Source organism: Cylindrospermum stagnale PCC 7417 (genome assembly GCF_000317535.1).
Classification (GTDB): Bacteria; Cyanobacteriota; Cyanobacteriia; order Cyanobacteriales; family Nostocaceae; genus Cylindrospermum; species Cylindrospermum stagnale.
This window is the reverse complement of the sequence record NC_020050.1, coordinates 200,826-224,014: the sequence shown is the minus strand read 5'-3', so window position 1 is coordinate 224,014 and position 23,189 is coordinate 200,826. Positions and strand designations below refer to the sequence as shown.

Annotated in this window: 16 protein-coding genes and 2 pseudogenes; 14 read left to right on the top strand and 4 right to left on the bottom strand. The window is 38.9% G+C overall.

What is annotated here, in order from left to right; all coding sequences use genetic code 11:
* Positions 1-203 precede the first annotated feature (203 nt).
* Positions 204-3,812, bottom strand: coding sequence for a protein NO VEIN domain-containing protein (locus tag CYLST_RS30510; protein ID WP_157162742.1), 3,609 nt, complete (start codon positions 3,810-3,812; stop codon positions 204-206).
* Here CYLST_RS30510 and CYLST_RS30505 point away from each other — a divergent pair.
* Positions 3,790-4,813: pseudogene (locus CYLST_RS30505) on the top strand (IS4 family transposase). The gene CYLST_RS30510 and the pseudogene CYLST_RS30505 sit on opposite strands and share 23 nt — an antisense overlap.
* Positions 4,814-4,816: 3 nt before the next feature.
* Here CYLST_RS30505 and CYLST_RS30500 read toward each other — a convergent pair.
* Positions 4,817-5,623, bottom strand: coding sequence for a sacsin N-terminal ATP-binding-like domain-containing protein (locus CYLST_RS30500; protein ID WP_015328392.1), 807 nt, complete (start codon positions 5,621-5,623; stop codon positions 4,817-4,819).
* 263 nt (positions 5,624-5,886) lie between these two features.
* Here CYLST_RS30500 and CYLST_RS30495 point away from each other — a divergent pair, with 263 nt between their 5' ends.
* The 12 genes and pseudogenes from CYLST_RS30495 to CYLST_RS30440 all read left to right on the top strand — a co-directional run bounded on the left by CYLST_RS30495 (position 5,887) and on the right by CYLST_RS30440 (position 17,899).
* A complete protein-coding gene (locus CYLST_RS30495) occupies positions 5,887-7,899 on the top strand; it encodes a DEAD/DEAH box helicase (protein ID WP_245587555.1) in 2,013 nt (670 codons plus the stop codon).
* Positions 7,900-7,931: 32 nt separating this feature from the next.
* A complete protein-coding gene (locus CYLST_RS30490; protein WP_041234091.1) occupies positions 7,932-8,318 on the top strand; it encodes a helix-turn-helix domain-containing protein in 387 nt (128 codons plus the stop codon).
* A 59-nt stretch (positions 8,319-8,377) separates the two neighbouring features.
* Positions 8,378-8,878 carry a transposase gene (locus tag CYLST_RS30485; protein WP_085960646.1) on the top strand — a complete coding sequence of 167 codons (501 nt, stop codon included), beginning with the start codon at positions 8,378-8,380 and terminating at the stop codon, positions 8,876-8,878.
* A complete protein-coding gene (locus CYLST_RS30480; protein WP_041234102.1) occupies positions 8,857-9,492 on the top strand; it encodes a Zn-binding domain-containing protein in 636 nt (211 codons plus the stop codon). Before CYLST_RS30485 ends, CYLST_RS30480 begins: the two co-directional genes overlap by 22 nt.
* A gap of 210 nt (positions 9,493-9,702) precedes the next feature.
* Positions 9,703-10,006, top strand: a pseudogene (locus tag CYLST_RS30475) (DUF5674 family protein).
* Positions 9,987-10,349: a hypothetical protein gene (locus tag CYLST_RS30470; RefSeq protein ID WP_015328390.1), complete on the top strand. Its 363-nt coding sequence runs from the start codon at positions 9,987-9,989 to the stop codon at positions 10,347-10,349. Before CYLST_RS30475 ends, CYLST_RS30470 begins: the two are co-directional and overlap by 20 nt.
* A 405-nt stretch (positions 10,350-10,754) precedes the next feature.
* On the top strand, positions 10,755-11,411 hold the full coding sequence (locus CYLST_RS30465) for a hypothetical protein (protein WP_015328389.1): 657 nt from the start codon (positions 10,755-10,757) through the stop codon (positions 11,409-11,411).
* A gap of 42 nt (positions 11,412-11,453) precedes the next feature.
* Entirely contained in the window at positions 11,454-12,119 is a 666-nt protein-coding gene (locus CYLST_RS30460) for a hypothetical protein (protein WP_015328388.1), read from the top strand.
* 63 nt (positions 12,120-12,182) lie between these two features.
* On the top strand, positions 12,183-13,724 hold the full coding sequence (gene tnpC, locus CYLST_RS30455) for an IS66 family transposase (protein WP_015328387.1): 1,542 nt from the start codon (positions 12,183-12,185) through the stop codon (positions 13,722-13,724).
* 262 nt (positions 13,725-13,986) lie between these two features.
* Complete coding sequence (locus CYLST_RS30450; RefSeq protein ID WP_041234101.1) at positions 13,987-14,637, top strand: N-6 DNA methylase; 651 nt, start codon at positions 13,987-13,989, stop codon at positions 14,635-14,637.
* A 363-nt stretch (positions 14,638-15,000) separates the two neighbouring features.
* A complete protein-coding gene (locus CYLST_RS30445) occupies positions 15,001-16,458 on the top strand; it encodes a hypothetical protein (RefSeq protein ID WP_041234100.1) in 1,458 nt (485 codons plus the stop codon).
* Between the two features lie 256 nt (positions 16,459-16,714).
* Positions 16,715-17,899: an ARPP-2 domain-containing protein gene (locus CYLST_RS30440; RefSeq protein ID WP_015328384.1), complete on the top strand. Its 1,185-nt coding sequence runs from the start codon at positions 16,715-16,717 to the stop codon at positions 17,897-17,899.
* Positions 17,900-18,115: 216 nt separating this feature from the next.
* Here the strand turns inward: CYLST_RS30440 and CYLST_RS30435 are convergent, their stop codons facing one another.
* Together CYLST_RS30435 and CYLST_RS34980 are read right to left on the bottom strand one after the other, a co-directional pair.
* Positions 18,116-19,981: a type IV secretory system conjugative DNA transfer family protein gene (locus tag CYLST_RS30435; RefSeq protein WP_015328383.1), complete on the bottom strand. Its 1,866-nt coding sequence runs from the start codon at positions 19,979-19,981 to the stop codon at positions 18,116-18,118.
* Positions 19,935-20,186 (bottom strand): hypothetical protein, encoded by a 252-nt coding sequence (locus CYLST_RS34980; RefSeq protein WP_015328382.1) that lies wholly within the window; start codon positions 20,184-20,186, stop codon positions 19,935-19,937. Before CYLST_RS34980 ends, CYLST_RS30435 begins: the two co-directional genes overlap by 47 nt.
* A 287-nt stretch (positions 20,187-20,473) precedes the next feature.
* Here CYLST_RS34980 and CYLST_RS30430 point away from each other — a divergent pair, with 287 nt between their 5' ends.
* Positions 20,474-23,188 (top strand): TnsA endonuclease C-terminal domain-containing protein, encoded by a 2,715-nt coding sequence (locus CYLST_RS30430; RefSeq protein ID WP_015207964.1) that lies wholly within the window; start codon positions 20,474-20,476, stop codon positions 23,186-23,188.
* Position 23,189: the final 1 nt, after the last annotated feature.

The following is a 23,189-nucleotide window of genomic DNA, read 5'->3' as shown; positions in this document are numbered from 1 at the left end:
ATCACTCTGTTTATACATTAACTCGCATTAGCTGAATTGCATCGCGTATTTCTTTAGCGCCATTTTCTACCCATCACCTCGTTTCAGATTGTTTCAAATTGGCTTTCTCGCTGTGTAAGTAAGATTGTAAGTAAAAATTGAATGATGCATAAATCTGTCTTTTACAACGGTATATACAACATATTTTTGCTGGTAGATATACATTATATCCGAAGATAAACAGAATCCATACGGAGACTACCTTCAGACAAAAGTTGGTTGGGATTAGAAATATCAATAAGTGTAGCTTGTTGAGTTCCTGCATTATAAACCCGATATATATGAAAATTTTCTCCCAGGTCAAGAGCCAATTTCCATTGACTTCCTGATAGCTTTATCAACTTCTTAGCTCCAGGTTTACTAGACTTAACTTCTATATAATCTTCCCGCCCATTTTCAATTAATTTTATATCATACCCTTCTGTCTCTTGAACTTCATTTAGCCATTGAACTTCAACTACTACTTGACTATTAATTTTGATAGAAAATCCGTATTGATTTTCCTCTAAATTTCCTTTGGGATACTTAGCACTAAACTGTCGCCTTAAATATTCAATGGCAAATTGTTCGCCCCAGATACCGCTTAGTTTAGGCTTTTCACTTGGCTCATCTCTATCTATTATTCGTAGTTCTGTGATTAATTGAATAATTTTTTGTGGTGCTGATTTCGATTGGCTATTACTAAAAGTAGTCTTAATTGAAATACTTTTGTCTTCGATTAACTCAGCAAAAGATGGAGTGATGATAGATTCAGTAACTCTTCCAGTGCTAGGATATCCTTTAGATGTAATTTTTGCCTTTGTCAGTTGAATAGCCTCAAGTTCTAGAATTTCTCTAGGTTCGCACTCAGGTAGCCATTGAGCATCATCAACTTCATCTTTGGGAAATATAGTTGTTAATTCTGATTTAACAGAACGGTTATTTTGTTCTATTTTTTGATGTTTGTTAGCTGTAAATTCAATGTTTTTATCATTTTCTGCTGTTATTTCTATAAAGTTAGTTTCTCCTAGATAAATATTTGAGTTTTCAAACCACTGCTTTTCTTCATTAGGTAGTAGCTGAATCTTTTTCGCTTTCATTAAGCTATCAATTTTGTCTAATGTTCTTTTCTCAAACAGCGAAATCAAGAAATCATCTAACCCCTTTGGATTACCAAATAAGTGAGAAACTTCCAAGGCTAAATAATCCATATCTGACAAGCTACCGGATTGGATGTAGAGATTTCCATTATCCAAGAAAGCACTTCTCTGAGTATAAGCTGATTGCTGATCAAGAAGATATTTAATTTGCAGGTTTTCCACCCTGTAACACACTAAATCTTTGAGTTGTATTAGGGTGTGATTGGTTTTAAGCTGTTGGTAAATTTGCTGTTCTACTTGGTAAAGATAACGTAAAATGTAAGGTGTAAAAGCTTTAATTTGCTCAGTTACGCTTTGTTCTTCAACTTTTGGTACTTCTCCAATTGCTAACTCAGTCTTAATAATCTGAGAAAGATAGCGAATATCAGTCCCTTTAATAAAGTGTTGAAGTTTAGGATAGTAGTTTGGGGGGAGTTTGAGAAAAGCTATTTGAGGATTGTCTTTAAACAACTCATAAACCTCATCATTATCATTTATCAAAACTTTACTAGCTGTGCAAAATATTTTTTTATTTGTCCAAAATATTCTTTCAATGATAAAGGTTTTCCACCAATCTTTTAAATTTATACCAACTTTATTCAATTCCTGATAAATTTTAAGAACTAATTCCTCATCTTTTTCATCAAGCTCTTTTTTACGGGATAATGCCAGCAATAAATCAGCATAATCCTTGGAATCAGTTATTTTTTCTTTTATTCCTAAGTCCTTAATAAAATCTGGATTATTGAGACTAATGGCTAAGTATGGAACGCTATCTCCTAGTATTGTGCCTGTTTCTGTTTTATCCAGAAAAACTTCAGAAGGATTAGCTAATTTTCCTTTCGTAGTAGGAAGCCAAGCTGCTGTTTTAATTTTGGTAAACCAGTCTGCATCATTAGGATTGTAAGAATAAAAACCACCATTAGCATAAGCATAATTTTGCCAAGATTTATACTGCTTGTAATAGTCCCAATTGCTATCTAAAAATTTAGCCAATTTCTGATTTTTTTCTACATTTTTAGTTTCTAAGATTCTTATTATGTGAGGTGAACTATAAATAGGGTATTCCTTGTAATAATCTATTTTTTGATTAGATCGTCCACGTGCAGTTTGTATTTTGACATCTATTTTTGGTACAGTATGTACTCCTAGCTTAATAAAAAACTCTTTCCACTCTCTAATTTTTTCTGCTTTTTCGCTAGGATTTTTAATTTGCATTAAATCTTGAATATACTCTGGGGATACAAACCAGACATCTTGTATTCCTGATAATAATGTTTCCAATTCATTTGGATTCCCATAACTAGCAGGAAGGTAAACATTTCCTGGGCGAGAATAGCCATTTTTATCTGTTTTTATCAACAGCAATTCTTTCAAGCTTTTTAGAGGATCTTCTTTGGAATACGAGTAAGAATAAGGATTTTTTATTTTATTAAACTCTTTTTCGTATTCCGATAAGTTGTCTTTAATGTAACAAATATATTCTAAAAGCTGATTAGCTTTACTTTTCCAACTATCTCCTTTATAAAGGGGTAAAATATGATTTTCGATAATTTCATAACACGAAGCATTTTGAACGCCCAATTTTTTGAGAAATTCTGTTACAGCAAACTTAGAATTTGACTCTAAAAGCGTTTTCTTAATAAATTGCAGTTCAAAACTATATTCTCCAACATTATTAAATGGAAAAAATATTGAGGTTTCAGCAATTGAAGCTAATTGGTTATTCTCTAAAGGAATAATCTTTAATTTCTTGATTTTTGGTAAGTCAGAGTAATCATTTAAATTACAACTTTTTAAATAAATATAGAGTTCTACAAACCAATTATCACTTTGTTTCTGTAACCATTCATTATTCTGTAAACACTGCAATAAATCATCAAAGCTAAATTTTTTAACTCCAAGAGATTCGAGAATAGAGGTTTTAGCCTTAACTTCAGGATGGATATACTCTTTATTGAGTAGCTTTTGTAAGTCAGCATTAGAAATTAACTTCCTAATTTGCTCATCTACCTGCACAACATGAGAAGGAATCTCCCATTTTCCTGATTCAGTTAAAATACATTCACTAGTTTTTAGTTTATTGTGAATCTCGCTAACTACAGGAATAAAAAACTCATCCTTAATTTCGCTATTTAGTGGAATATAGTTATAATAGGTTTTTTGCAGATTACTATCTTGTTTAAATTTCTCTACAGCTAGGAGAAATGTAGTTGCAATGTTATCTCTGATCCATTTATTCCATTGTGTATCTTTATGAATATCTTCCCGGTTAGCTGGGACTAGAAAATCAGCTTGAATCAGAAACTTAAATCCGTAGCTGCGAGTAGGAAGAAAAGCAAAAACTTTTTGTTCTAATCTTGTATCTGCTGAACCATCCTCTTGCAAGCTAAACGCCAGAATTAGCTCAGTATATTTAACGTTTTCTCTTTTTGATTCCTGAATATGTTCGGGTACAATTAAATTCTTTTTAAGCAAACTATAACAATGTTTATTATTTATTACTTCTCTGGTTTTTTCTGTCTCTATATTTCCATTTTTATCAGAAGTGTTGAATGTTAAGAAAATTCCGATAAGAATAGCCCAAAATATGTTAGATTTTGGGCAAAGGATTAAAATATTTCGATTAACGATGATTATAAATTCATTTCCCAAGATTGTCAAAAATATCCTGGGAGGGCTACCAAAAAATGATTATCCTGTTTTGAACAGCCGTCTTTTTGTCGAGTGTTGGTTAGCTTATGCCCTGGATAATAGCTTAACGAGTATGAGGGATTTATTTAAACGATTAAACAATACAGGATTTGATGTAGATATTTCCACGTTTTCCAAAGCTAACACTCATCGAAGTCAAGAAGTATTCCAGAAGATTTATCATCAATTAAATCAATTAGTCCAGAATAAAGTCCAGAAAGAAGTTACACAATAAATATGCAATATGTCCAATTGATTCAACAATTATTACATTGACAAGTAAGCTGTTATGGATTCTGGATTATCATCAAGTTAAACTGTTTAGTTCCCTAAATCTTGCTACAGGAAGTCCAGAAGATAATTTCATCAACTTTGGTCATAATCATGATTATAAATTTGGCTCAAAGATGATGTCTAATTTGCCAGCAGATGCTGTTGGAGTAATGGATAGGGGCTTTGCAGGTTTAAATTTTATTCAAGAACTAGTTCAAGAAAATAAATACTTTGTGTTACGGATTAAAAATAATTGGAAGTTAGAATTTGAATCAGAAAATGGACTGGTAAAAATTGGCTCATCAACAGATGCACAAGCTTATAGAGTGATTAATTTTTGTGATTTAGAAACGAGAACTGAATTTCGCTTAGTCACTAATTTACCAACTAATGGAGATGCAGCAGTTAGAGATGATGATATTAGAGATATTTATCGCTTAAGGTGGGGAGTTGAATTGTTATGGAAATTTTTAAAGATGCACCTAAAACTTGATAAATTAATTACCAAAAATGTTAATGGTATTACCATACAAATCTATGCAAGTCTCATTGCTTATCTGATTTTACAACTTGTATCTGTTCCTAAACAATGGGGTGAAAAAATATTAGATAAATTCCGCTATTTACAAGCCTGTATGTGTCAACAAATTAGTTATGTACATTGGATGGAAGATATTATGAAATGTTGACAATTAACCCTTGATAGGACAATTACATCTTAGTATGTAAAGTTTTATTGCTGCATTCAACGTTTCTGCATTTTTATTTAAATATTTTTTTCTTATCAGTTCCCTAGTTTCTTCTATCTCTATATTTCCATTTTTATCTAAGCGTGTGATTTGGTGAGATTCATTATTAACTCTATTCTCGATTGTGACAGTTTTAAGTTGGCGGAGAAAGAAAATTAATGTATGTTCAATTTCACCTAACTTACTTAACTCATCTTTAGCTGATTCTCGAAGTGGTAAAATAATATTGGTTAAAGTTGAATCAACATAATTAGGAATTGCTTCAATCCAGTAAGGAGTAACAAATCCCAGTTGATTCTCATTATCTTGGCGCTTAAAATGGAACTGAAATCCATTGGAAAATATTTGAGGTTCATCACTGATGCGGAATACTGATTTAAATCCTATTCCTTTTTCACCAATGTATCCTTCTACCTTAGTTTTTGTACTACGTCCTACATTACAGATTGCTCTGACATTATCCTCACTAAATCCAAGCTCATTATTTTGAACAATAATTTTTTGCGGTTCTATTGTCAAGTTTAGTGTAGGAATTACTCCACTTTGATACTGGTTATCGTCTGCATTTTGAATAAGTTCTAAAACGAAATGAGTTTCTTTAGAATAAAGGTCTACTGAAAGTCGTTCGAGTGCGCTGTTCAGACTTCTCCTAAAATTGTCAATAACTCCTTGAGCTGCTTGGTCAGTCTGTAAACCAATGCCATAAGTGTTTTTACGGATATCTTCAATAAGCTGTTTGGGATTAATCATTTATTGACTCTTTTGTCTAATTTCTGATACAAAACTCAAAATTTACTTTGGGGTAGAGATCGACTCGTGCAATCTCTCAACTTAACTACTACACGCAAATGTTGTATTCCAGAAACGCATCAAAAAATTTTGAGTCATCAGATGCTGATGGGAGAACAAATAATTTACTCGAAAACCATAGTAGCAAACAATACTATGTATTTTAATTCAACATCACTCCCCCACTGGGGGATTTATTAGGGCAAAGAGCGAAAAACCCCGCCATGAACACGCCCAATTACAGCTTATTACTGCAAAGCCTTTGGACACCACCCACTACACTCATTACCGAAAACTCCCACTCAAATCACCATGCCCCTGAACCTACAGATATCACCGAATTTCTAGGTGAAGAATTACTTTGGCAACAAACTATCCCTGCCACAGATCCCAACCTAAAAAATATCCCCAATGACCTACCAAAACAATTAATAAAAGCCCTGCAATCATTAGGAATTACCCAACTTTACTCCCATCAAATCAAAGCCTTACAAGCAATTAGAAGAGGTAAAAGTTTAATCCTCACCTCCCCTACAGCCAGTGGTAAAACCCTCAGCACATACCCCGGCATTATCGAAGGTTGCATCAATCAAGAACACCGAGCATTAGCATTTTATGGACTGCGAGCCTTAGCACTAGACCAATTTCATAAAATCTCACAACTCCTTTCTACCATACCCCAAAAATCTCGACCAGTGCTGGCGATGATCACTGGAGATGTTAAATCAGAAGAACGAGAACAAATTCTCAAAAGTGAACCGCATATATTAGGTGTAACTCCAGAATTAATTCATTTCCAACTCAAACAAGTTTGGAAATCTCAAAGTTGGGCAAACTTTTATCAGCGATTGCGCTACATATTAATTGATGAAGCTCACACCCTTTCCGGTAGTTATGGCGCAAATATGGCTTGGTTAATTCGGCGCATCAAACTAGCAGTAGATAATTACGGTGGTGACTCCAAACAACTGCAATTTATATTCCTCAGTGCTACTTGTGGTAATCCTAAACAATTAGCTTTAAAAATCTCCGGTTTAAAACCAACTAAACTCAACCCCAAACCCTTAATTTGGATTCGTAAAAGTGGAGCAGCTTCACCACCAAGACAAGTAATTGTCACTCAACCCGGTTACAATTTAACTGCTGACACCGCGCGGATAATTCAATTTTTACTCAATCAAAATAAATCAGGAATCGCTTTTTGTAATTCCCGGCGCAGTGTGCGAGAATTAACAGAACTGTTAAAATCAAACCAAGTCACCGCATTTTACAGTGGCATTACTGCCGAGCGTCGAGCCGAAGTAGTTAATCAACTTCAGTCTGGTATAATCAAGTGGATTATTGCCACAGAAGCATTAGAAGCAGGAATTGATTTACCAGAATTAGAATGTTGTGTATTGCGTGGCTGGCCTGGTTCCAAAATGGCGTATCAGCAACGCAGTGGTCGAGCCGGACGTTCACAACCAGGACTAACAGTGTTACTTCCCAATGCTTTGAACCCCATAGACTGTTACGTAGCAGAACATCCAGAAATGCTCGTATCTGGAGAATCTGAGGAAGTCTTCTTTAACGACGAATATCCCATCTTTGCAGCCAAACATTTGATGTGTGCAGCCGCAGAAACAGGCATCCCCACCAACAAAATCAAACACTACTTCGGTACAGCAGCTTTTGAGGTAGCAAAGTTGTTGTTAGCCCAAGGACATTTACATAAAGGTCGCAATGGCTTGTGGGCTAAAGGTTATCCCCATAAAGATGTTAACTTTCGTGGTGGTTTATCTCAAACTACCATCAAATTAGTAGATGCTACATCCGGGAAAGAACTAGAGGAAATCTCAGAAGATATTGCTCACCGGGAAGTCCATCCCCAAGCCATCTACAAACGACAAGATACCAATGGACAAATGCTAACTTATCAGTGTATTTCGCTAGACCTCAACAGTAAACGAGCAATATTAAAACAGACAGCAGATAGCCCAGTTTTTACAGTTGCAACTACAGAATCACAAACCAGTAGCCTCACCGTGCTGACTGACCCAGTGAATTTACCATTGCTGTTTTCTCCAGATGGTGAAGTTGATGACTGTAAAGAATATTTAACCCTGGAACTAAGTTTTGGTGAAGTTAAGCACATTACCAGTGGTTACAGTTTAATGACGCAAATTTACGAGCAGACTTGTTTAAATAAACGCTGTCTTAACTACAAAGAACCCTTACAGCACTTGCGTCTGTTATGAGGTACACTAAATTAAAATATAAATACCTTTAAATGAAGTCATACTCTGTCGAGTTTCGAGAAAAAATAGTTGCAGCACATCTTCAAAAAAACATCTCAATCAGGAAAGTAGCTAACATATTTTCCGTCTCAAAGAGTTTAGTGCAAAAGCTTGTAAAGCAACAAAAACTTGAAGGAAATTTACAACCAAAGCCGCGAGGGAAACCACAATTTAGTCATTTAACAAATGCGGAAGTAGAGTTAAGGGAATTAGTTGAAGCACATCCAGATGCAACATTGATAGAGTTATGTGAATTCTTGGCAGACAAGACTGGTAATTGGGTGGGTCGAAGTGCAATGTGTCGGGCCTTACAGAAATTAGGATTAAATCGTAAAAAAAAACAAAGCGGAGTACCCAAGCCGGGACTCTTAGAGTCTTAAATTTAAGATTAGATTATTGGGAAAAGGTCAAACATATAGAGCCAGAAAATTTAGTATTTTTGGACGAAACTGGCGTTCTACTTGGGTTAACGAGGACTCATGCCCGTTCACAAATGGGAACAAGAGCTTACTCTCTTAACCCCTTCTATAGAGGTTCAAAAGTTACAGTAATTGGAGCAATTAGTATTAACAAAGTAGTTGCATTAATGACAATGAATAATTCAATGGATGGCAGGGCATTTGAATTATTTGTTGAGAAGTTTTTAGTGCCAAATTTATGGTCAGGAGCAGTAGTAGTCATGGATAATTTATCCGCACATAAACTAGATTCAATTGTGCTAATGATTGAAGCTGTAGGCGCGAAAGTTATTTGTTTATCCTCATACTCTCCCGATTTTAATCCAATTGAATTATGGTGGTCACAACTTAAATCTTTTCTACGCCGTTTCGCTCCAACTACAACGGAAATGGTTGATAAACTAATCTCAGTTGCACTCGACTTAATAAATCCTCAACAATTAAGAAACTGGTTTGCTAGTTGCTGCTACTGTACCTCATAATAGCCGGAAACGCTGTATCTAAACAACCGCGTTGTCCCCTGTGTCGCAAAGTCACCCGCAAAGCCGTAATTGTCAAAACCCTGTCAGAAGAGAAGTTTGAGCAGCCTTTCCGGACCCAGTTTTCAGCCCCAATGGTTAAAGTAGGAATTAACTCAAGTGCGCGGGAATACATCCAGGAGTTTGCTAAAGAAACTAGAAGTAGTTTAACCCGCAGTAAAGAACCAATTCCTTCTGGTTATCAACAATTGTGGGAATATTCCAGTACCTTAATTGCCATCCACAGCTTTGGGCATCAAATTATGAGAGCATTACAGCTTATAGCTAGAGTTGACCCCAAACAGGTGAATTTTACAGTGGTGAAGGAAATAGGGGAAAATAACAATTACACTAGTTATTTTTATGATACCAGTGATGGCGGGAATGGTGCGGCTGAGGCTGTGTTTAAGCATCTGCCAAAACTTGCTGAGGTTGCTGGGGTAATAGCACGAGATTGCAATTGCGATACTGGCTGTGCTAAGTGCCTAATTCAACATGGCTGCCCTGACGGTAACACTGCTTTATTGAAGCAAATGGGTTTAGTGTTGTTAGATGCAGTTTCTACACCTGCAACTTAACATCTTCTAGTTGTTAAATTATTTCGCGGCAATACCTACCCTCGACAACGTACTCACAGGGTAGGATTTAAAGAGCTATTGTAGCAAAGCGAAAATAACCAACCTTTTATCTTATGGTTGTGTTGTAAAAAATAGTAACAATATGGAAAATGAGGTAAAAAATTGATACTTATTATCAAGGAGCGTGCGACTCTCAAACAAGTTGAGGAAATGCTGCAAACTTTGGAAGTTGATATCAAAATAGCAGTAGATGTAGAGAAAGGGATTCTTGCAGGAGGTGGACAGCAACACGCTGAGTGCGAAGCAGCATTATTGAAAGATGGTAGCAAGCAGAAAGACATTTGGGGTGCAGACTGGATACCATTTACACAAAAAATGGCTTACGAGTTAATTATTAATATTCGCCAAGCGTCAAAATAATCGCTCGATGATAATTCAAGACCCTGCAATACGAGAACGTGTGACGCAAATTACTCAAAGACTAATAGGTGGTCATGAACCAGAATTTAGATGAAAAACAAGCACGCTTTCAACGCGACAACAATATACCAAATCGCTTAGGACATATAGCTGCTAATTTAGCACGTATTAGATCATTTTCTCATATTGCTTATAAAGAAGCAGTGACCAGTATAATTTCAGAAACCAAGTGGTTTATCGAGTGGACAGCAGCAGAAATAGAACCTCTTCAAGCTGAGGAATTGGTGAATATTCAAGTTCAACTGGCAATGTGGGAATTAAGTTGGGATGACATTTGGGTGGATGAAAAAGTGCGTACTGAAGTTGCAGAACAGTCTGGTGTTTGGTCTGAGCGAGTATTAGATATGTCGGGCTTGCTGTCTGAATCTTTAACATAAGTAATCGGACGAAATTAATTACACAAAAATCTCGTCTGAAATCCTTGAATGGCAAAGGATTGGTACATAACTAATATGTAATTAATGCTGTCCAGGTACTTAATAAACTACCCACACTGTACTGTCAGTCCGGTGTGATTTTTTAGTAGCCCTGAAGAGTTCTGATAAGTACTCATGCCAAATAAATTGCACCTCTCTTTTGCCTGTGTGCCTTATCTAATGAAGGACACAGAATGAAAAGATAGGAAATTAATTTTGTACAGGTACTTAGCTAAAATCATCAAGTTTCTTAATAGCAGGTAGCCTAACTTGTCCTGTTTAGCTGACTGCTGATAGCTGAATGCTTACACAAAAAGAACACAGCAGCTTATCGCTGCATGGGAGAGATGTAATTTTATCCCAACCATGCCGATAATTAATCTTGCTGATATTCAACAAATTACTAAAACACAGCAATCACTCTTATTTCCAAGTCAAAAATCTCATCCAAATAGTTCTGCATTCGACCCTACAGTTGCAACCAACTTCCAATTAGTGATGAGACAAATATTTCTAGGACTTCCTATAGAACCTTTATTCAAAGCCTATCCTCAAATAGCTTTGTGGGTTTCTCAAGTAGAGGAACTTGCACCAGAAATATTTCAAACTCGCAAGAAGCTATTAGTCGATAATCCAGTGATTGCACCTTTAACGATTAATAACGAAAACCACTTTATTCAAGTATTAACAAATATAGCTTTCAAACAAGGTATCCCTAGACTTTATGAATGGGCTGCACGCCATCCAGATTTAAGCTGGCAAGACCGGGTAAAGTTGTGGACTACGGCTAGACAATACTCAGTAGAACCTAACCAAATACAACTCGTGGTTTTAGCATTACATCCTGTTAAACCAGCCCAAAGATTAGATGTACGTTGGAATAAAAAGGCTCATAGGCAGACTGAAAAATGGTTAATTAAATTACTGAGTCAATCTCAAAAAAATAAACCACAATCAAATTTAGTTATTCCTGAATTATCCTCAATGATTGATTTAGAAGATATTGCGGAAGTCAAAATTTAAGAGGCTAATGCCTCACTCATTGGCAAATACAGATTATAACTAATGCCAATGATACTCAAATCTTGTGAACATGGGTGGCTACTACCAGAACTACTCAAACTAGACGATGAATATCAGGGTAGGTGGGAACAATGGCGCTGGACAATGGAAACTGAAAAACTACCTACAGAAATCCCACAAACTGAGTTTTTAGACTTAGGGCATCCTCAAGCTTTGCAGATGGTAAAAAGCTGTCTGCAAGCTATTCCCAAAAGTGGATATGGTAGTTTTGTCAGGTTCATTCCCTATTTCACTGACTGGTTACTTTATGCTTTAGGGCATCCCAGTATTACTATAAATTCTCCAGAACCAGAAGGATGTGCTGGTGCAGAAAACCGCCTTGTGAAAGAATTGCAATTAAAGCTTTTAATAACTTGTCCTTTCGACTATTTAGGTCATTTATTAGCTACTGAACGCTACGGGCAATCAAGAGCGAAGTTTTATCCTACTCCTACTTGGACAGCAAGAGCAATGGCTATTGCAACAGTTTCCAGTTCTACTATTCGACCACCAGTTCATGTTTACGAACCTGCACTAGGTACGGGAAGATTAGCATTGGAGATGTCAAATTATGCCATTAGTTTGACAGGCTGGGAATTGGATGTACTGCTAATGAAAATAGCGAGTTTAAACTTCATGCTTTATGCTCCCTATTTTGCATTGCCGTAACCGTTCAGGGGGTTAGAAGAGCGATCGTTAAAGATGACCCCAAAATCTGATAAATTCAGAGATATGGAACAAAAGCGCCTAAATCATGTAGAGCAGATACCCGCAGAAGATTGGGGAAAGACTCCAACCAGTGTCAAAAAACTGGTGGAGGAGATGGCGCAGCAAATAGAACAACAGTCAAAGAAACTAACGGAAGTCCTGAGTGTTCAAGAACAATTATTAGAAAAAATCAATCGGACTTCCGTTAACTCATCATCACCACCCTCAAGTGACCCACCAGGATTTGGAAAAAAGTGGCAAAAGACAAAAAGCGGTAAAAAGCGAGGGGGTCAGCCCGGTCACAAAGGAAATAGTCGGGACTTGTACCCAATCGAAGAATGTAGCTCAGTAATAGATCATCATCCAGAAGAATGCGGTAATTGTGGAGCCACCCTTACGGGAGTTGACACAAACCCCTATCGGCATCAGATAGTAGAAATTCCACCCATTAGTCCCATAGTCATCGAGCATCGTTTGCATCAATTGACCTGTATAGGATGTGGCACTAAGACCCGTGCCATATTACCAGAAGATGTGAACCCAAGTGGTTACGGAGTCAGAGTAGTAGCACTAGTGGCACTTCTGAGTGGAGTGTACCGCAATAGTCAAAGAATGGTACAAAGTGCCATGCAAGAAGTATTTGGAATCTCAATATCATTGGGAACCGTCAACAGACTGCGGCTGGAAGCGAGTAATGCCGTGGCAACCTGTGTAGATGAAGCCAAACTATATATTCAAAACGCAAACATCGTCGGAGCGGATGAAACCAGCTTTAATCAAGGAAATATTGACGGCTTTAATCCTGAACAACGAAGAGCCTGGTTATGGGTTGCAGTCACCCCCCTAGTTACATTTTTTGAAATAGCCCTGACCCGTTGTACCCAAGGGGCAAAAAATTTATTGGGTGAAAACTTCAGGGGAATTTTGAACTCTGACCGTCATGGGGCTTACAACTGGGTAGATTTAGAACGACGGCAATTGTGTTGGGCGCATCTGCGTCGGGAATTTATCAAAATATCGGAACGTTCTGGAGTCTCGGCAGAATTGGGAACAATTCTGGTGAAACAACAAGAGAAGTTGTTTGAACTTTGGCATCGAGTCCGAGATGGTACTTTATCTCGTGGTGATTTTGTGGAGTTGGTTCAGGAGATTCGCTCATCCATCAGAGCCACGTTGCTTGAAGCTGACGAATACCAGATTACAGCACGGGAAAAAACACCCTTGGCAAAAACAGTTCGCACTTGTCGTCAACTGCTCAAAGTTGAGTCAGCGATGTGGTTATTTGTGACAACTGTTAGTGTCGAACCCACTAATAATGCTGCTGAACGAGCTATTCGTCCTGCTGTAATCTGGCGACGGACTAGTTTTGGCTCTCAAACTCAGGCTGGTAGTGTTTTTGTGGCTCGGATGTTAACTGTGTTGACAACTCTCAAGTCCCAAAAGCGCAATGTTTTGGAGTTTATGACTCAGGCTGTTGTTGCGGCTCGTGGTGCTAAAACTGCACCTTCTTTACTTCCAGAAACTGCTACTTGTTCTGATGATTCTGACTTGTTGAATGCGGCCTAATTTTATTGCTTGATTTTGAGGATGGTTTTTCGTCTTCTTTATACCCCCTGAACGGTTACGCATTGCCTATTCCTAGTTTAGGTGGAGATTTAATAATAGGTGACACCTTGACTGGTAGAGGTATTTCTTTTATACGACCAAATTTAACATACGAAATTCCAGCATCGACACCTAAGCCTCGGCGAAGTAATAGCTTAATTATTAATGGCATTAAATACGAAAAAAACAAAACAGTAAATACGTTGCAAGGGAGTTTATTCTGATGAAAAGTACAATTAATGATTGGAAACAACTGTTTCAAAATTGTGTTATTAATCCTCCTCTGCCAATTTCCTTACCTACTGTAGCACTTGCCAATCCTCCTTATTGCAAAATTAATCCTGCTTCAGATTTAGAACTAGCTCGATTTGAAATGGCTTACAAATGGCAAGAACAAGAAAACGGAAGCTACGTTATCACATCTAAGTTGAAAACCCAAGTAGAGCAGGAATGCTTATTTGTAGAACAATGCTTAAATCAAGTGCAACCTGGTGAAATCGTCTGTGTTTTGGTGTCTAACGGGATTCTTTCTTCATCTAACCAAGCATATTTTCGCAGATGGCTATTAGAAGATATGGCTTTGCTAATTGCTTCCGTTCAGTTACCTTCTGAAAATTTTCAGGTAGAATGTGGATTAGGAATTGTCACCAGCTTTTTGATTCTTAAACGTAAAGGTGGGGATTTACCAGTACCAAAAGACTACTCAATCTTTATGGCAGTTGCGGATAAAATTGGTTTTGACAGTCGAGGTCGTCTATTCCATCGAATTACAAAGGGGCAAGAAACCCAAGAAATTGATAGCGATTTACCTGTGATTTTAGAAGAGTTAAAAAAGTTTCTCAAAGAGGTGTGGCAAAACAATGTTGATAAATAACAGCACTTGCTGTGTACTAGTGCCGTAAAAGTTATCTGTGCAAGTTGCGTATGGGTAAATTCAGGGCGTATCTCATGAATTTGCTCCCGTTACTTTAACTACTATAGGATTTCTATTGAATGAATTTTTGATGCATCTGAGAAAATCGAAGCCTTGCGTGATAGAGCTTAGAACCTCAGTATACTTAGTAAGATTCAAGTTGGATTCCTATAGCCATTTTCTAATTGAGAACGTAAAATAGTGATTAATACTGTTTGCGGGACTTTGGTGCGACTTCCGAACCTAGCCTGTAATGCTATCCTAGCTTGTCGTGCCGTCATTCCCCGAACAGTACCCCCTTCAAAGAAAGCCACTATGCCAAAAATGGACATTAATTGGGCTAACCAACATCAGCAAGTGGCAAGGGAAGATTTAGTCATGTTCATTAATGCCTGCCTCGCTTGCACAGGACAGCGTGAATTCTACGGTGATAGTTATGGGCAGCGCGTATCTATTGACTTTTTGCACGACTATATTTTAGGTAATTACCGCTTACTCTATACCCGAACATTGGCAGCAGGGATTAACCACTTCAACCAAGCGCAGATTATCCTCAAGTTACTAGCAACAGGAAAACATACACCTCCAGAACATCGCCAAGAAGAAGGTGCATTAATTGCCGCAGCATTAACAGCCTTACCACCACAACGAGGTTGGGACGTACTGCAACAATTACGGAAAAGAAGTATTAATAATCGTCGTAGCAGAGCGATCGCACGTGATTATCTCCAGCAAAAACGTGACATAAACTTTGATGCTGTAAAGTATCGCTCCAAATTTCGAGCGATCGCCTCCCATGCTCACCTAAGCCTACCAGGGGAATTAGGTAATTTTCTCTTTGGAAAATGGAAGCAGCAAGTTTATCAAACAGAATTATTCGAGACATTTCGCCAAGCACACTATAGCGCTCAAGCAATTTATCAACTACCCTTTACAGTTGCCGAAGGTTTAGCAGCGAAACATGGAATTAAGCGAGAGGTCTTTTTATCCCGTATTCAAGAGCAAATGACCTTGAATGAAAAATTGCGCTTTCAAAGTTCAGCCAACCGCACAGAAGTAGAAATCGACATCAATTTAGGTCGTCTCCCTCTAACTCGTTTGGCCCTCTATATCCTATCCTTGCCATTGGATACTCGCAAACAACAGTGGGATATCTTAAACCAAGCATTAGAGAAATCTGCTGCCTTCACATTAAGAAAATCACCCCTCAAACTAGGACGAGTAGCCGCAGTCCTGGATTGCAGTTACTCCAGTTCAGGTTCAACCGAAAAACATCGTCGTCCTCTAGGGGTAGCCTTAGCTGCTCATTACCTACTAAAAGCTGCATCCCAGGAATACCAAGCGTTTTGGACAGCATCAACCAGTGATCCACTGCTGATTCTACCTTGTGGACAAACAGACCTAGCTACACCACTACTGGATGCTTTGGACTGGGGTGCAGATTTGGTAGTACTTGTAACTGATGGTTGGGAAAACGACCCTCCCAGTGGAGCATCGGAAATTTTGCGTGTATATCGTCATCGTTTAGACTCTAAACAAAAAACTTCCATTATTCATTGCAATCCTGTCTACAATGCTGATGACTTTTCTTTACATCCCCTGAGTCCCGCAATTCCCACAGTAGGATTACGAGATGCAGAAGATTTACCTACGATGTTGGGTTTTGCTCGGTTTGCTGAAGGTTCTGCATCTTTAGCCGAACTGGAAGCATATTTAGCAGAGCGAGTAAAGCAGATGTTAAGCGGTACAGCAACAAAAACTCCCAAACTCCAGGACTGTTAAGTAGGTAGACGGAGAAAAAACAAAATATATATCGTTTTGTAAAATAGCTAAAACTCAACCAGAATAACGCATCAAGGCAATTTTACAAAATGTTACACATTTTGGTTATCTCACGTTCACCTACTTAAACAATTAAAAATTAAATCTTGATTGACAATTAATTATGCAAAATTAATTAAACATTTTTTGATTTTGCATCCTTGATTTGCTAGAGAGAAGAAAAAAAAGGAAATATACGAGTAATTTTACTTACCTTATGGCATCCAAAAGCAAACTGTTAGCAGATATATCACTCAAAGGGCTAGAAATTGCTCCTTCTCAAATACGCGGAGCAGTGCGTATTGTGCCATTATTGCGCCATCAAGTACGTAACGACTTGCGCTTGCTGCGTCGTAGCTACGATGAAGATTTAGCAGTTGTTTCCTTAGCAGGAGAAATGACAGCACCAGGCATGAAATATTTTTCCTATATTCCTCACGGACTAGTGTTGTCTTGGACTGATGACGGCAGTCCTGTGGGGGCTTTTGGGGGACAGCTTTTTAAAACAGATGGTAAGCAGCTCAACTATGGTTGTGCCAGTGTGCGGTTGATGCACCGGATGGTGAAGCGGGAATCTAGTAATCAACTGAGATTTTTGCCACTGCACTTGGCAATGGAAGGGTTTTTATCAATGTTTTTTTCTGGCCCTGATATTGCCTGGAGTGAATATTCTAAATATGCCCTTTCTCATGGGCTAGGTAGCCGAATGGAAAGCTCTTTTAGTGGACGTTATATTGCTGGACTTGAAGATGCTTTGCGGGTATTTGAAATTCACTCAGGACAGGTTGGGGTATTGGTATTTGTTGCCGAAGCATTAGCATCAGCTTTTGTAGTCCCGACACCAGAGGATTATCGGCTTTTGCACAATAGCTTGTTAGAAGATTTTTATGGTGAATTATTATATCAATACGCTTTACTGCACGATACTACTTTCCCCATGAGTGTATCTTTAGATGAGTCGAAAATTAATGATTTAACAGCTTTGAGAGCAGCAGTACAAGATATGCGTTCAGATTGGGCATCGTTTCAGGGTTTCATGGCAGATGGACTGTTAGGACGCAAGTTAATTTCCCAAAAAGTCTATACTGCTGGTTCCTTCATGTTACAACGATTTATTACTGACCTCAACCCCAAGGAAGAAAATCATATTGGGGAAGCGATTATTCGAGAAAATGGTGAATTGGAGTACTTGAAGACTTACCGATTATCAGGAATGCAGACTCGCCGAGTTTATTTGCTGAGTCAGTTAGCGGAGCATAATTGGAATTTGGATGCTACAGCTAGTAAATTGGGCAATACACGAGAGGAATTTGTGCTGCGTTTAGAAAAGGTAGGTTTTGGTTATTTGCTCAATGCAGAAATACGACAAGCAGCACTGAAGAAAGTTAAGAGCAAAAGGTGATATTCTCTTAATGAGATTCAGTATTAATTTTTGGTAACTCTGTAATGCTTTGGAAAATTACAGACACGATAGCTTATAACACCGAATTAAACTGGGAAAATACAACCTAAACAAGCGAAAAAAATCTGTCTAAATCCAGCAGCAAGCACTGAATATTCTACGCCGTGAGCAACCCAAAATCCAACAATATTTTGCTTTTAAAAAGCTACCAACCTCTTATCCTTGCAATCCTGGTGTTTGATAAACTCGCCTAGTAAAATTGTCCAAAACATCAGGTTCACTACTACTAGATTCCTGTGCTGTTGCTACATCTTCATCTGGCAATGGCAACATCCGCCCTGCTTCCTCAATCCGTTCATGTAATGCTTGTGTTAGCATTTTAATATCAGGAATTGTCACCTGACTTGACAAAGCAGGTCTAACTTGTGTGTCCCAAAGAGCCTCACTTTCCTTGGCTCGTTGTTCATCGGCTTTCGACACAGGAATAATTAAAGGATAAGGAATAGAAGCTTGTCCCCCTGAACCATACCCAGGACTGGTAATTACGCACTTACCTTGCGGAAACTTCAAAATTTCGTCAGCACTGATGACAGGCATCTTTTGCAAATTCTCACTCCAGCTAATGGAACGGCTCATTTGTCCGCCAAGCGATCGCCCCGTGGTACGATTTTTAATCAGCACTTCTTTCTCACCGTAACGCTTTGAGTAATCCTCAGCCGTTTTGTAGTTACCAGGGTTGAACAAAACGTGGGTACTGCAAGCCGATGCGATCGCACTTCCCATTTTATCCCCATAAATATCGTAAAGTTGCTCTAAACTTTGGATACCCAGAATAAAACAAGCACCATTAGAACGATATTCATTAATCCATTGTGGCAGCCGGTCTAGCTTAATTGATGGCAACTCATCCAAAGAAATAATCAACGGGTCTTTGCGGGGACGGCTCAAATTACCAACAATCATCAAGTGCATTGCAGCTGCCAACAGAGGGCCAACCACACTGCGGCGTTCATCATCCAGCTTGAACACCACCATTTCTCTACCTGACAACTTAGTGGGAATATCTGATTTACCGATAAATGCCCTCAGCAAGTCAGCTTGAATGAAAGATGAGAAAGTACCTGCTGCTGTCGTCAAAATCCCGGAAATAGTCTTCTCTGCATCCTTGGCACTCAAAAATTGAATAAACGAAGTTGCCACCCATTCATCCAACCTTTGAGACTGTACCGCATGGTCAAGACGCTGCACCAATTTTGGCAACCGCAGCACAGCATAAAGCATCGCCATATCTGGGTAAGGTGAACCCTTAACTAACTGCAATAGTGCTTTAGCTAACAAGTCCCCAGCTTTAGCAAAGAACTCATCACTTTTACCACCACTAGCAGCATTGCGGTTAATCACTTGTCCAATTTCCCCCGCCATCACCCCATCCCGTGCATCACGCATATAATCCAAGGGATTAATAACACCGCTAAAGGGTTCACCGGGGGCAAATACTCGTACTTTGTAGCCATAACGTGCAGCTAGGGGTGCGTGTAATCGCATCTGGTCGCCCTTCTTGTCGTAAAGTAAAATTGGGAAACCTTGCTGCATCGCACTTTCTAACATCCGGTCTATGGTTGAGTAAGTTTTCCCAGACCCAGGCGCACCTATTACCAGTGTTCCCCTTTCGGCATTGGGAAACCAAACTGTAGGTGCAGCACCAAGCATAGTTTGCAGATTAGCCAGCAACCCCCGCCACTTGCCTTTTACCCAATAGCGAGGAGTACCAGACCACAGAGTAACTTTATTGTGTTTATGCTCCTCGATGTGCTTGAGTGCTAGGTTAGTTGCTGCTAGTTTCTCGGCAGTACCGCACACCCTACCAGTAGTGATTTTGCCTTTACCAGTACCACTGATTTGCAACAACAGTAAAACTACCAACATTCCGCCAACCATCATCCAACCTTGGGGATTGTTATACTGTTGAAATAACTTGCCAAAGTCAATACTGGCTAGGGGTGCTCTTAAAGATGACACCTCAATTAATGTCGAGTTAGCCGTCATCTGGTTGTCTGGTAGATTTTTCTGGTAAAGGCTCATAACGATGAAAATTGCGTTTACCAGAAATTTTAGCTACCAAGTCAAAGCTAGGGAATTGACCTTTTGGATATTTTTTTGAGGTGTTATACCGTTTCTTGATGAAGATGCAATTTGGGGTAAAAGTAGCGAAGCTGTCACCAGCCGCCACGCGACGGCTGTAACCTTTGTGTCGGTGGAAGGATAAGATTGCCACGCCTGGAACCATAATATTGCCGCTACAGTGGCTGAAATGCTGATGTGTCCGTTAGACACTTTTAGTCATTTTTCAGCAATTAGAACCATAATATTGCCGTCAAGCAAAATTGTTACCATAAGCTTGCCAAAAATGTACTTTCTTAAGATTTCAAATCGGTAGTAAGAATTACAATGAACTGAAGCGCTCAGACCAGTGTCGAGAGCAATGAATTGGGTGACAGCACTCCTACCACTGCTATAACAACAAGACATATGTTGTGAGTTGCGTCTTCAATTCAAATTTCAGGGGGAGAAAAAATGCTCACACCTGACGAGTTTGATAGCTGGTGTAGTCGTCAAAACCTATCGCTACTAGGGCGCAAAACTCTCGCCGACATCCGTTCAAAAGAACCTGCACGGCGTGTAGGAGGAGGGAGAAAAAATGTGTCAGGTTTTTACCCCAGTAAAAAGATGGGGCAAACCATCCAATTTGAGTCCCACAAAGTCGAGCTTCCCTTCATTTACTCACTGGAGCATGATGAAGATATCTTAGAATTTTACGACCAACCCCCTGCATTCAAGATTAATTATCAAGGAGTCTCTGGGCGAAATATTGGATTCTTTTACACCCCAGACTTTTTTGTCATCAGAACAAACAGTGCTGGTTGGGTAGAGTGTAAAACTCTAAGTGAACTCAAATCGCTGATTTTTAAACACCCCCATCGTTACAGTAAGGGAGAAGATTTGAAGTGGTATTCGCCACCAGCATCTGAACACGCAGCGCAGTTTGGATTTGACTTTCACATCCAGTCAGATGACCAAATTAATTGGGTTCTATATCGCAACATTACCTTCCTAGAAGACTATTACCGAAATTGTGTTGATAGTATAAATCCGAATCAAACACAACTTATAAGAGCAATAATTCAGGAACAACCTGGAATAACTCTTCGGGAATTGCTATATAAAGCTAATAAAGTTAGTGCAGATGAAATTTACCAACTGGTTGCCACTGAAAAAATTTATGTGGATTTAAAGGCAACCCTCTTGGTTGAGCCAGAACGGTGCAGAGTTTTTTGTGACCAACTTTCGGGAACAACTTACAACTTGATGGTTTCGTCGCAGACCATCGCTGATTCTATCAGTTCCCCAGTTATAAATTTGATTCCCAACACGCCAATTAATTGGGATGGTCAAAGCTACAACGTGGTTCAAATTGGTCATACCGAGATTACTTTGCGTGCCAGAGAAGGAGACTTTATTGATTTGCCCATTTCTGAGTTTGAAAGTAAAATTCGGCAAGGAAAAATCACAGCTTCTCAACTCCAACAGTCCAACTGTAACGATGACCAAATAAAGTCTATTCTGCTCCAAGCCAGTTCAAAAGATTTAGAAGAGGCTAATCACCGCTACAGAAGTATTGAACCAATATTGCTGGGACAACCACTAGAGAATTCCACAATATCAGAACGTACCTTAAGGGATTGGTTAACCAAATATCGGCAAGCACAACAAAAATTCGGCTATGGGTATATCGGGCTTTTGAGTTGCTCTAATAAAAAAGGCAACCGCAACCGAAAGCTACCCCAACAGACCTTAGAATTAATAGACAAGTTCATAACACAAGCCTACGAAACGCACAAACAGAAGCGCAAGTATGAAGTCTATGGAGCTTTTAGCAATGCCTGTGTAAGCGCCGGAATTTCCCCAGACCAAATTCCCAGCTACAAAACATTTATTAACGAAATAAAACGGCGTAGTGGTTGGGAACAGACAAAGGCACGCGTTGGACATCGGGCTGCCTACCCACAAAAACCTTTTTACTGGGAATTAGAGCTAACGACACCGCGTCACGGAGACCGCCCTTTTGAGGTTGGTCATATTGACCACACAAAAATGGATATAGAGTTACGGTGTTCACTTACAGGTCAAGTTCTTGGCAGACCTTGGGCAACATTTTTGGTGGATGCTTACAGTCGTTCAATACTGGCGGTTTATTTGACTTTTGACCCTCCCAGCTACCGCAGCTGCATGATGGTGCTGCGGATTTGCGTGATGCGTCACTCTCGCCTACCCCAAATAATTGTGACGGACAACGGCAAAGAGTTTCACAGTAACTATTTTGAGAGCTTGTTGGCTTTGTTTGAGTGTACACTCAAACATCGTCCTCCTGCTGCTTCTCGATTTAGTGGAGTTTGTGAACGCCTATTTGGAACGGCAAACACCCAGTTGCTCTACAACTTGGCTGGTAATACACAGATTACTAAAAAAATTAGGTTGATGACCAAATCTGTCAATCCTAAAAATTTGGCAGTTTGGACACTTGGCTTATTGTATTTATATCTCTGCGAATGGGCTTACTCTGAGTACGACACAACAGAACATCCGGCATTAGGAATTTCTCCAAAACAGGCTTTTACTTCAGGAATATCCCAGTACGGAAGTCGCGCTCACCGACTAATACCTAATGACGAAACCTGGAGAATTTTAACCTTACCAACGACACAATCCGGGAAGGTAAAAGTGCATCCAGCTAAAGGGATACAAATAAGGAGCATTCACTACTGGAATTCAGCCTTTCGTGACCCTTTAATCCAGAAAACTGATGTAGAAGCCAGATATGACCCGTTTGATGTTGGAATTGCCTATGCCTATATCCGTGGTCAATGGGTTAAATGTATTAGTGAATATTATGCAATTTTCAAAGGACGCTCAGAAAAAGAAATTTGGCTGGCGACTGCTGAGTTACAAAAGCGTAACTCTAACCATGACAAACAATTAACAGTGAGAGCTAAAAAGTTAGCGGAATTTTTATCAACTGCTGAAGCAGAGGAAGTTTTACTCACGCAACGTTTGCGAGATGCTCAAGGTAAGGAAGTATTTCAAGTTATTAATGGAGTCAGGCAAAAAGAAAGTTTTTTGGAGCAATTGAATATCGCAGAAGAGATTAACAATAATAACTCAGAATCGTCTCCTACATCCGAAAATATAGCGATTAAACCTCATCGGCTTCAATCTTTCGATTCTTATTAAT

Coding starts and splice junctions, on each gene's coding strand:
- CYLST_RS30500 (WP_015328392.1), bottom strand. CDS start 5,623: ATGATTAATCCCAAACAGCTTATTGAAGATATCCGTAAAAACACTTAT.
- CYLST_RS30495 (WP_245587555.1), top strand. CDS start 5,887: ATGAACACGCCCAATTACAGCTTATTACTGCAAAGCCTTTGGACACCA.
- CYLST_RS30490 (WP_041234091.1), top strand. CDS start 7,932: ATGAAGTCATACTCTGTCGAGTTTCGAGAAAAAATAGTTGCAGCACAT.
- CYLST_RS30470 (WP_015328390.1), top strand. CDS start 9,987: ATGAACCAGAATTTAGATGAAAAACAAGCACGCTTTCAACGCGACAAC.
- CYLST_RS30465 (WP_015328389.1), top strand. CDS start 10,755: ATGCCGATAATTAATCTTGCTGATATTCAACAAATTACTAAAACACAG.
- CYLST_RS30460 (WP_015328388.1), top strand. CDS start 11,454: ATGCCAATGATACTCAAATCTTGTGAACATGGGTGGCTACTACCAGAA.
- tnpC (WP_015328387.1), top strand. CDS start 12,183: ATGGAACAAAAGCGCCTAAATCATGTAGAGCAGATACCCGCAGAAGAT.
- CYLST_RS30450 (WP_041234101.1), top strand. CDS start 13,987: ATGAAAAGTACAATTAATGATTGGAAACAACTGTTTCAAAATTGTGTT.
- CYLST_RS30445 (WP_041234100.1), top strand. CDS start 15,001: ATGGACATTAATTGGGCTAACCAACATCAGCAAGTGGCAAGGGAAGAT.
- CYLST_RS30440 (WP_015328384.1), top strand. CDS start 16,715: ATGGCATCCAAAAGCAAACTGTTAGCAGATATATCACTCAAAGGGCTA.
- CYLST_RS30435 (WP_015328383.1), bottom strand. CDS start 19,981: ATGAGCCTTTACCAGAAAAATCTACCAGACAACCAGATGACGGCTAAC.
- CYLST_RS34980 (WP_015328382.1), bottom strand. CDS start 20,186: ATGGTTCCAGGCGTGGCAATCTTATCCTTCCACCGACACAAAGGTTAC.
- CYLST_RS30430 (WP_015207964.1), top strand. CDS start 20,474: ATGCTCACACCTGACGAGTTTGATAGCTGGTGTAGTCGTCAAAACCTA.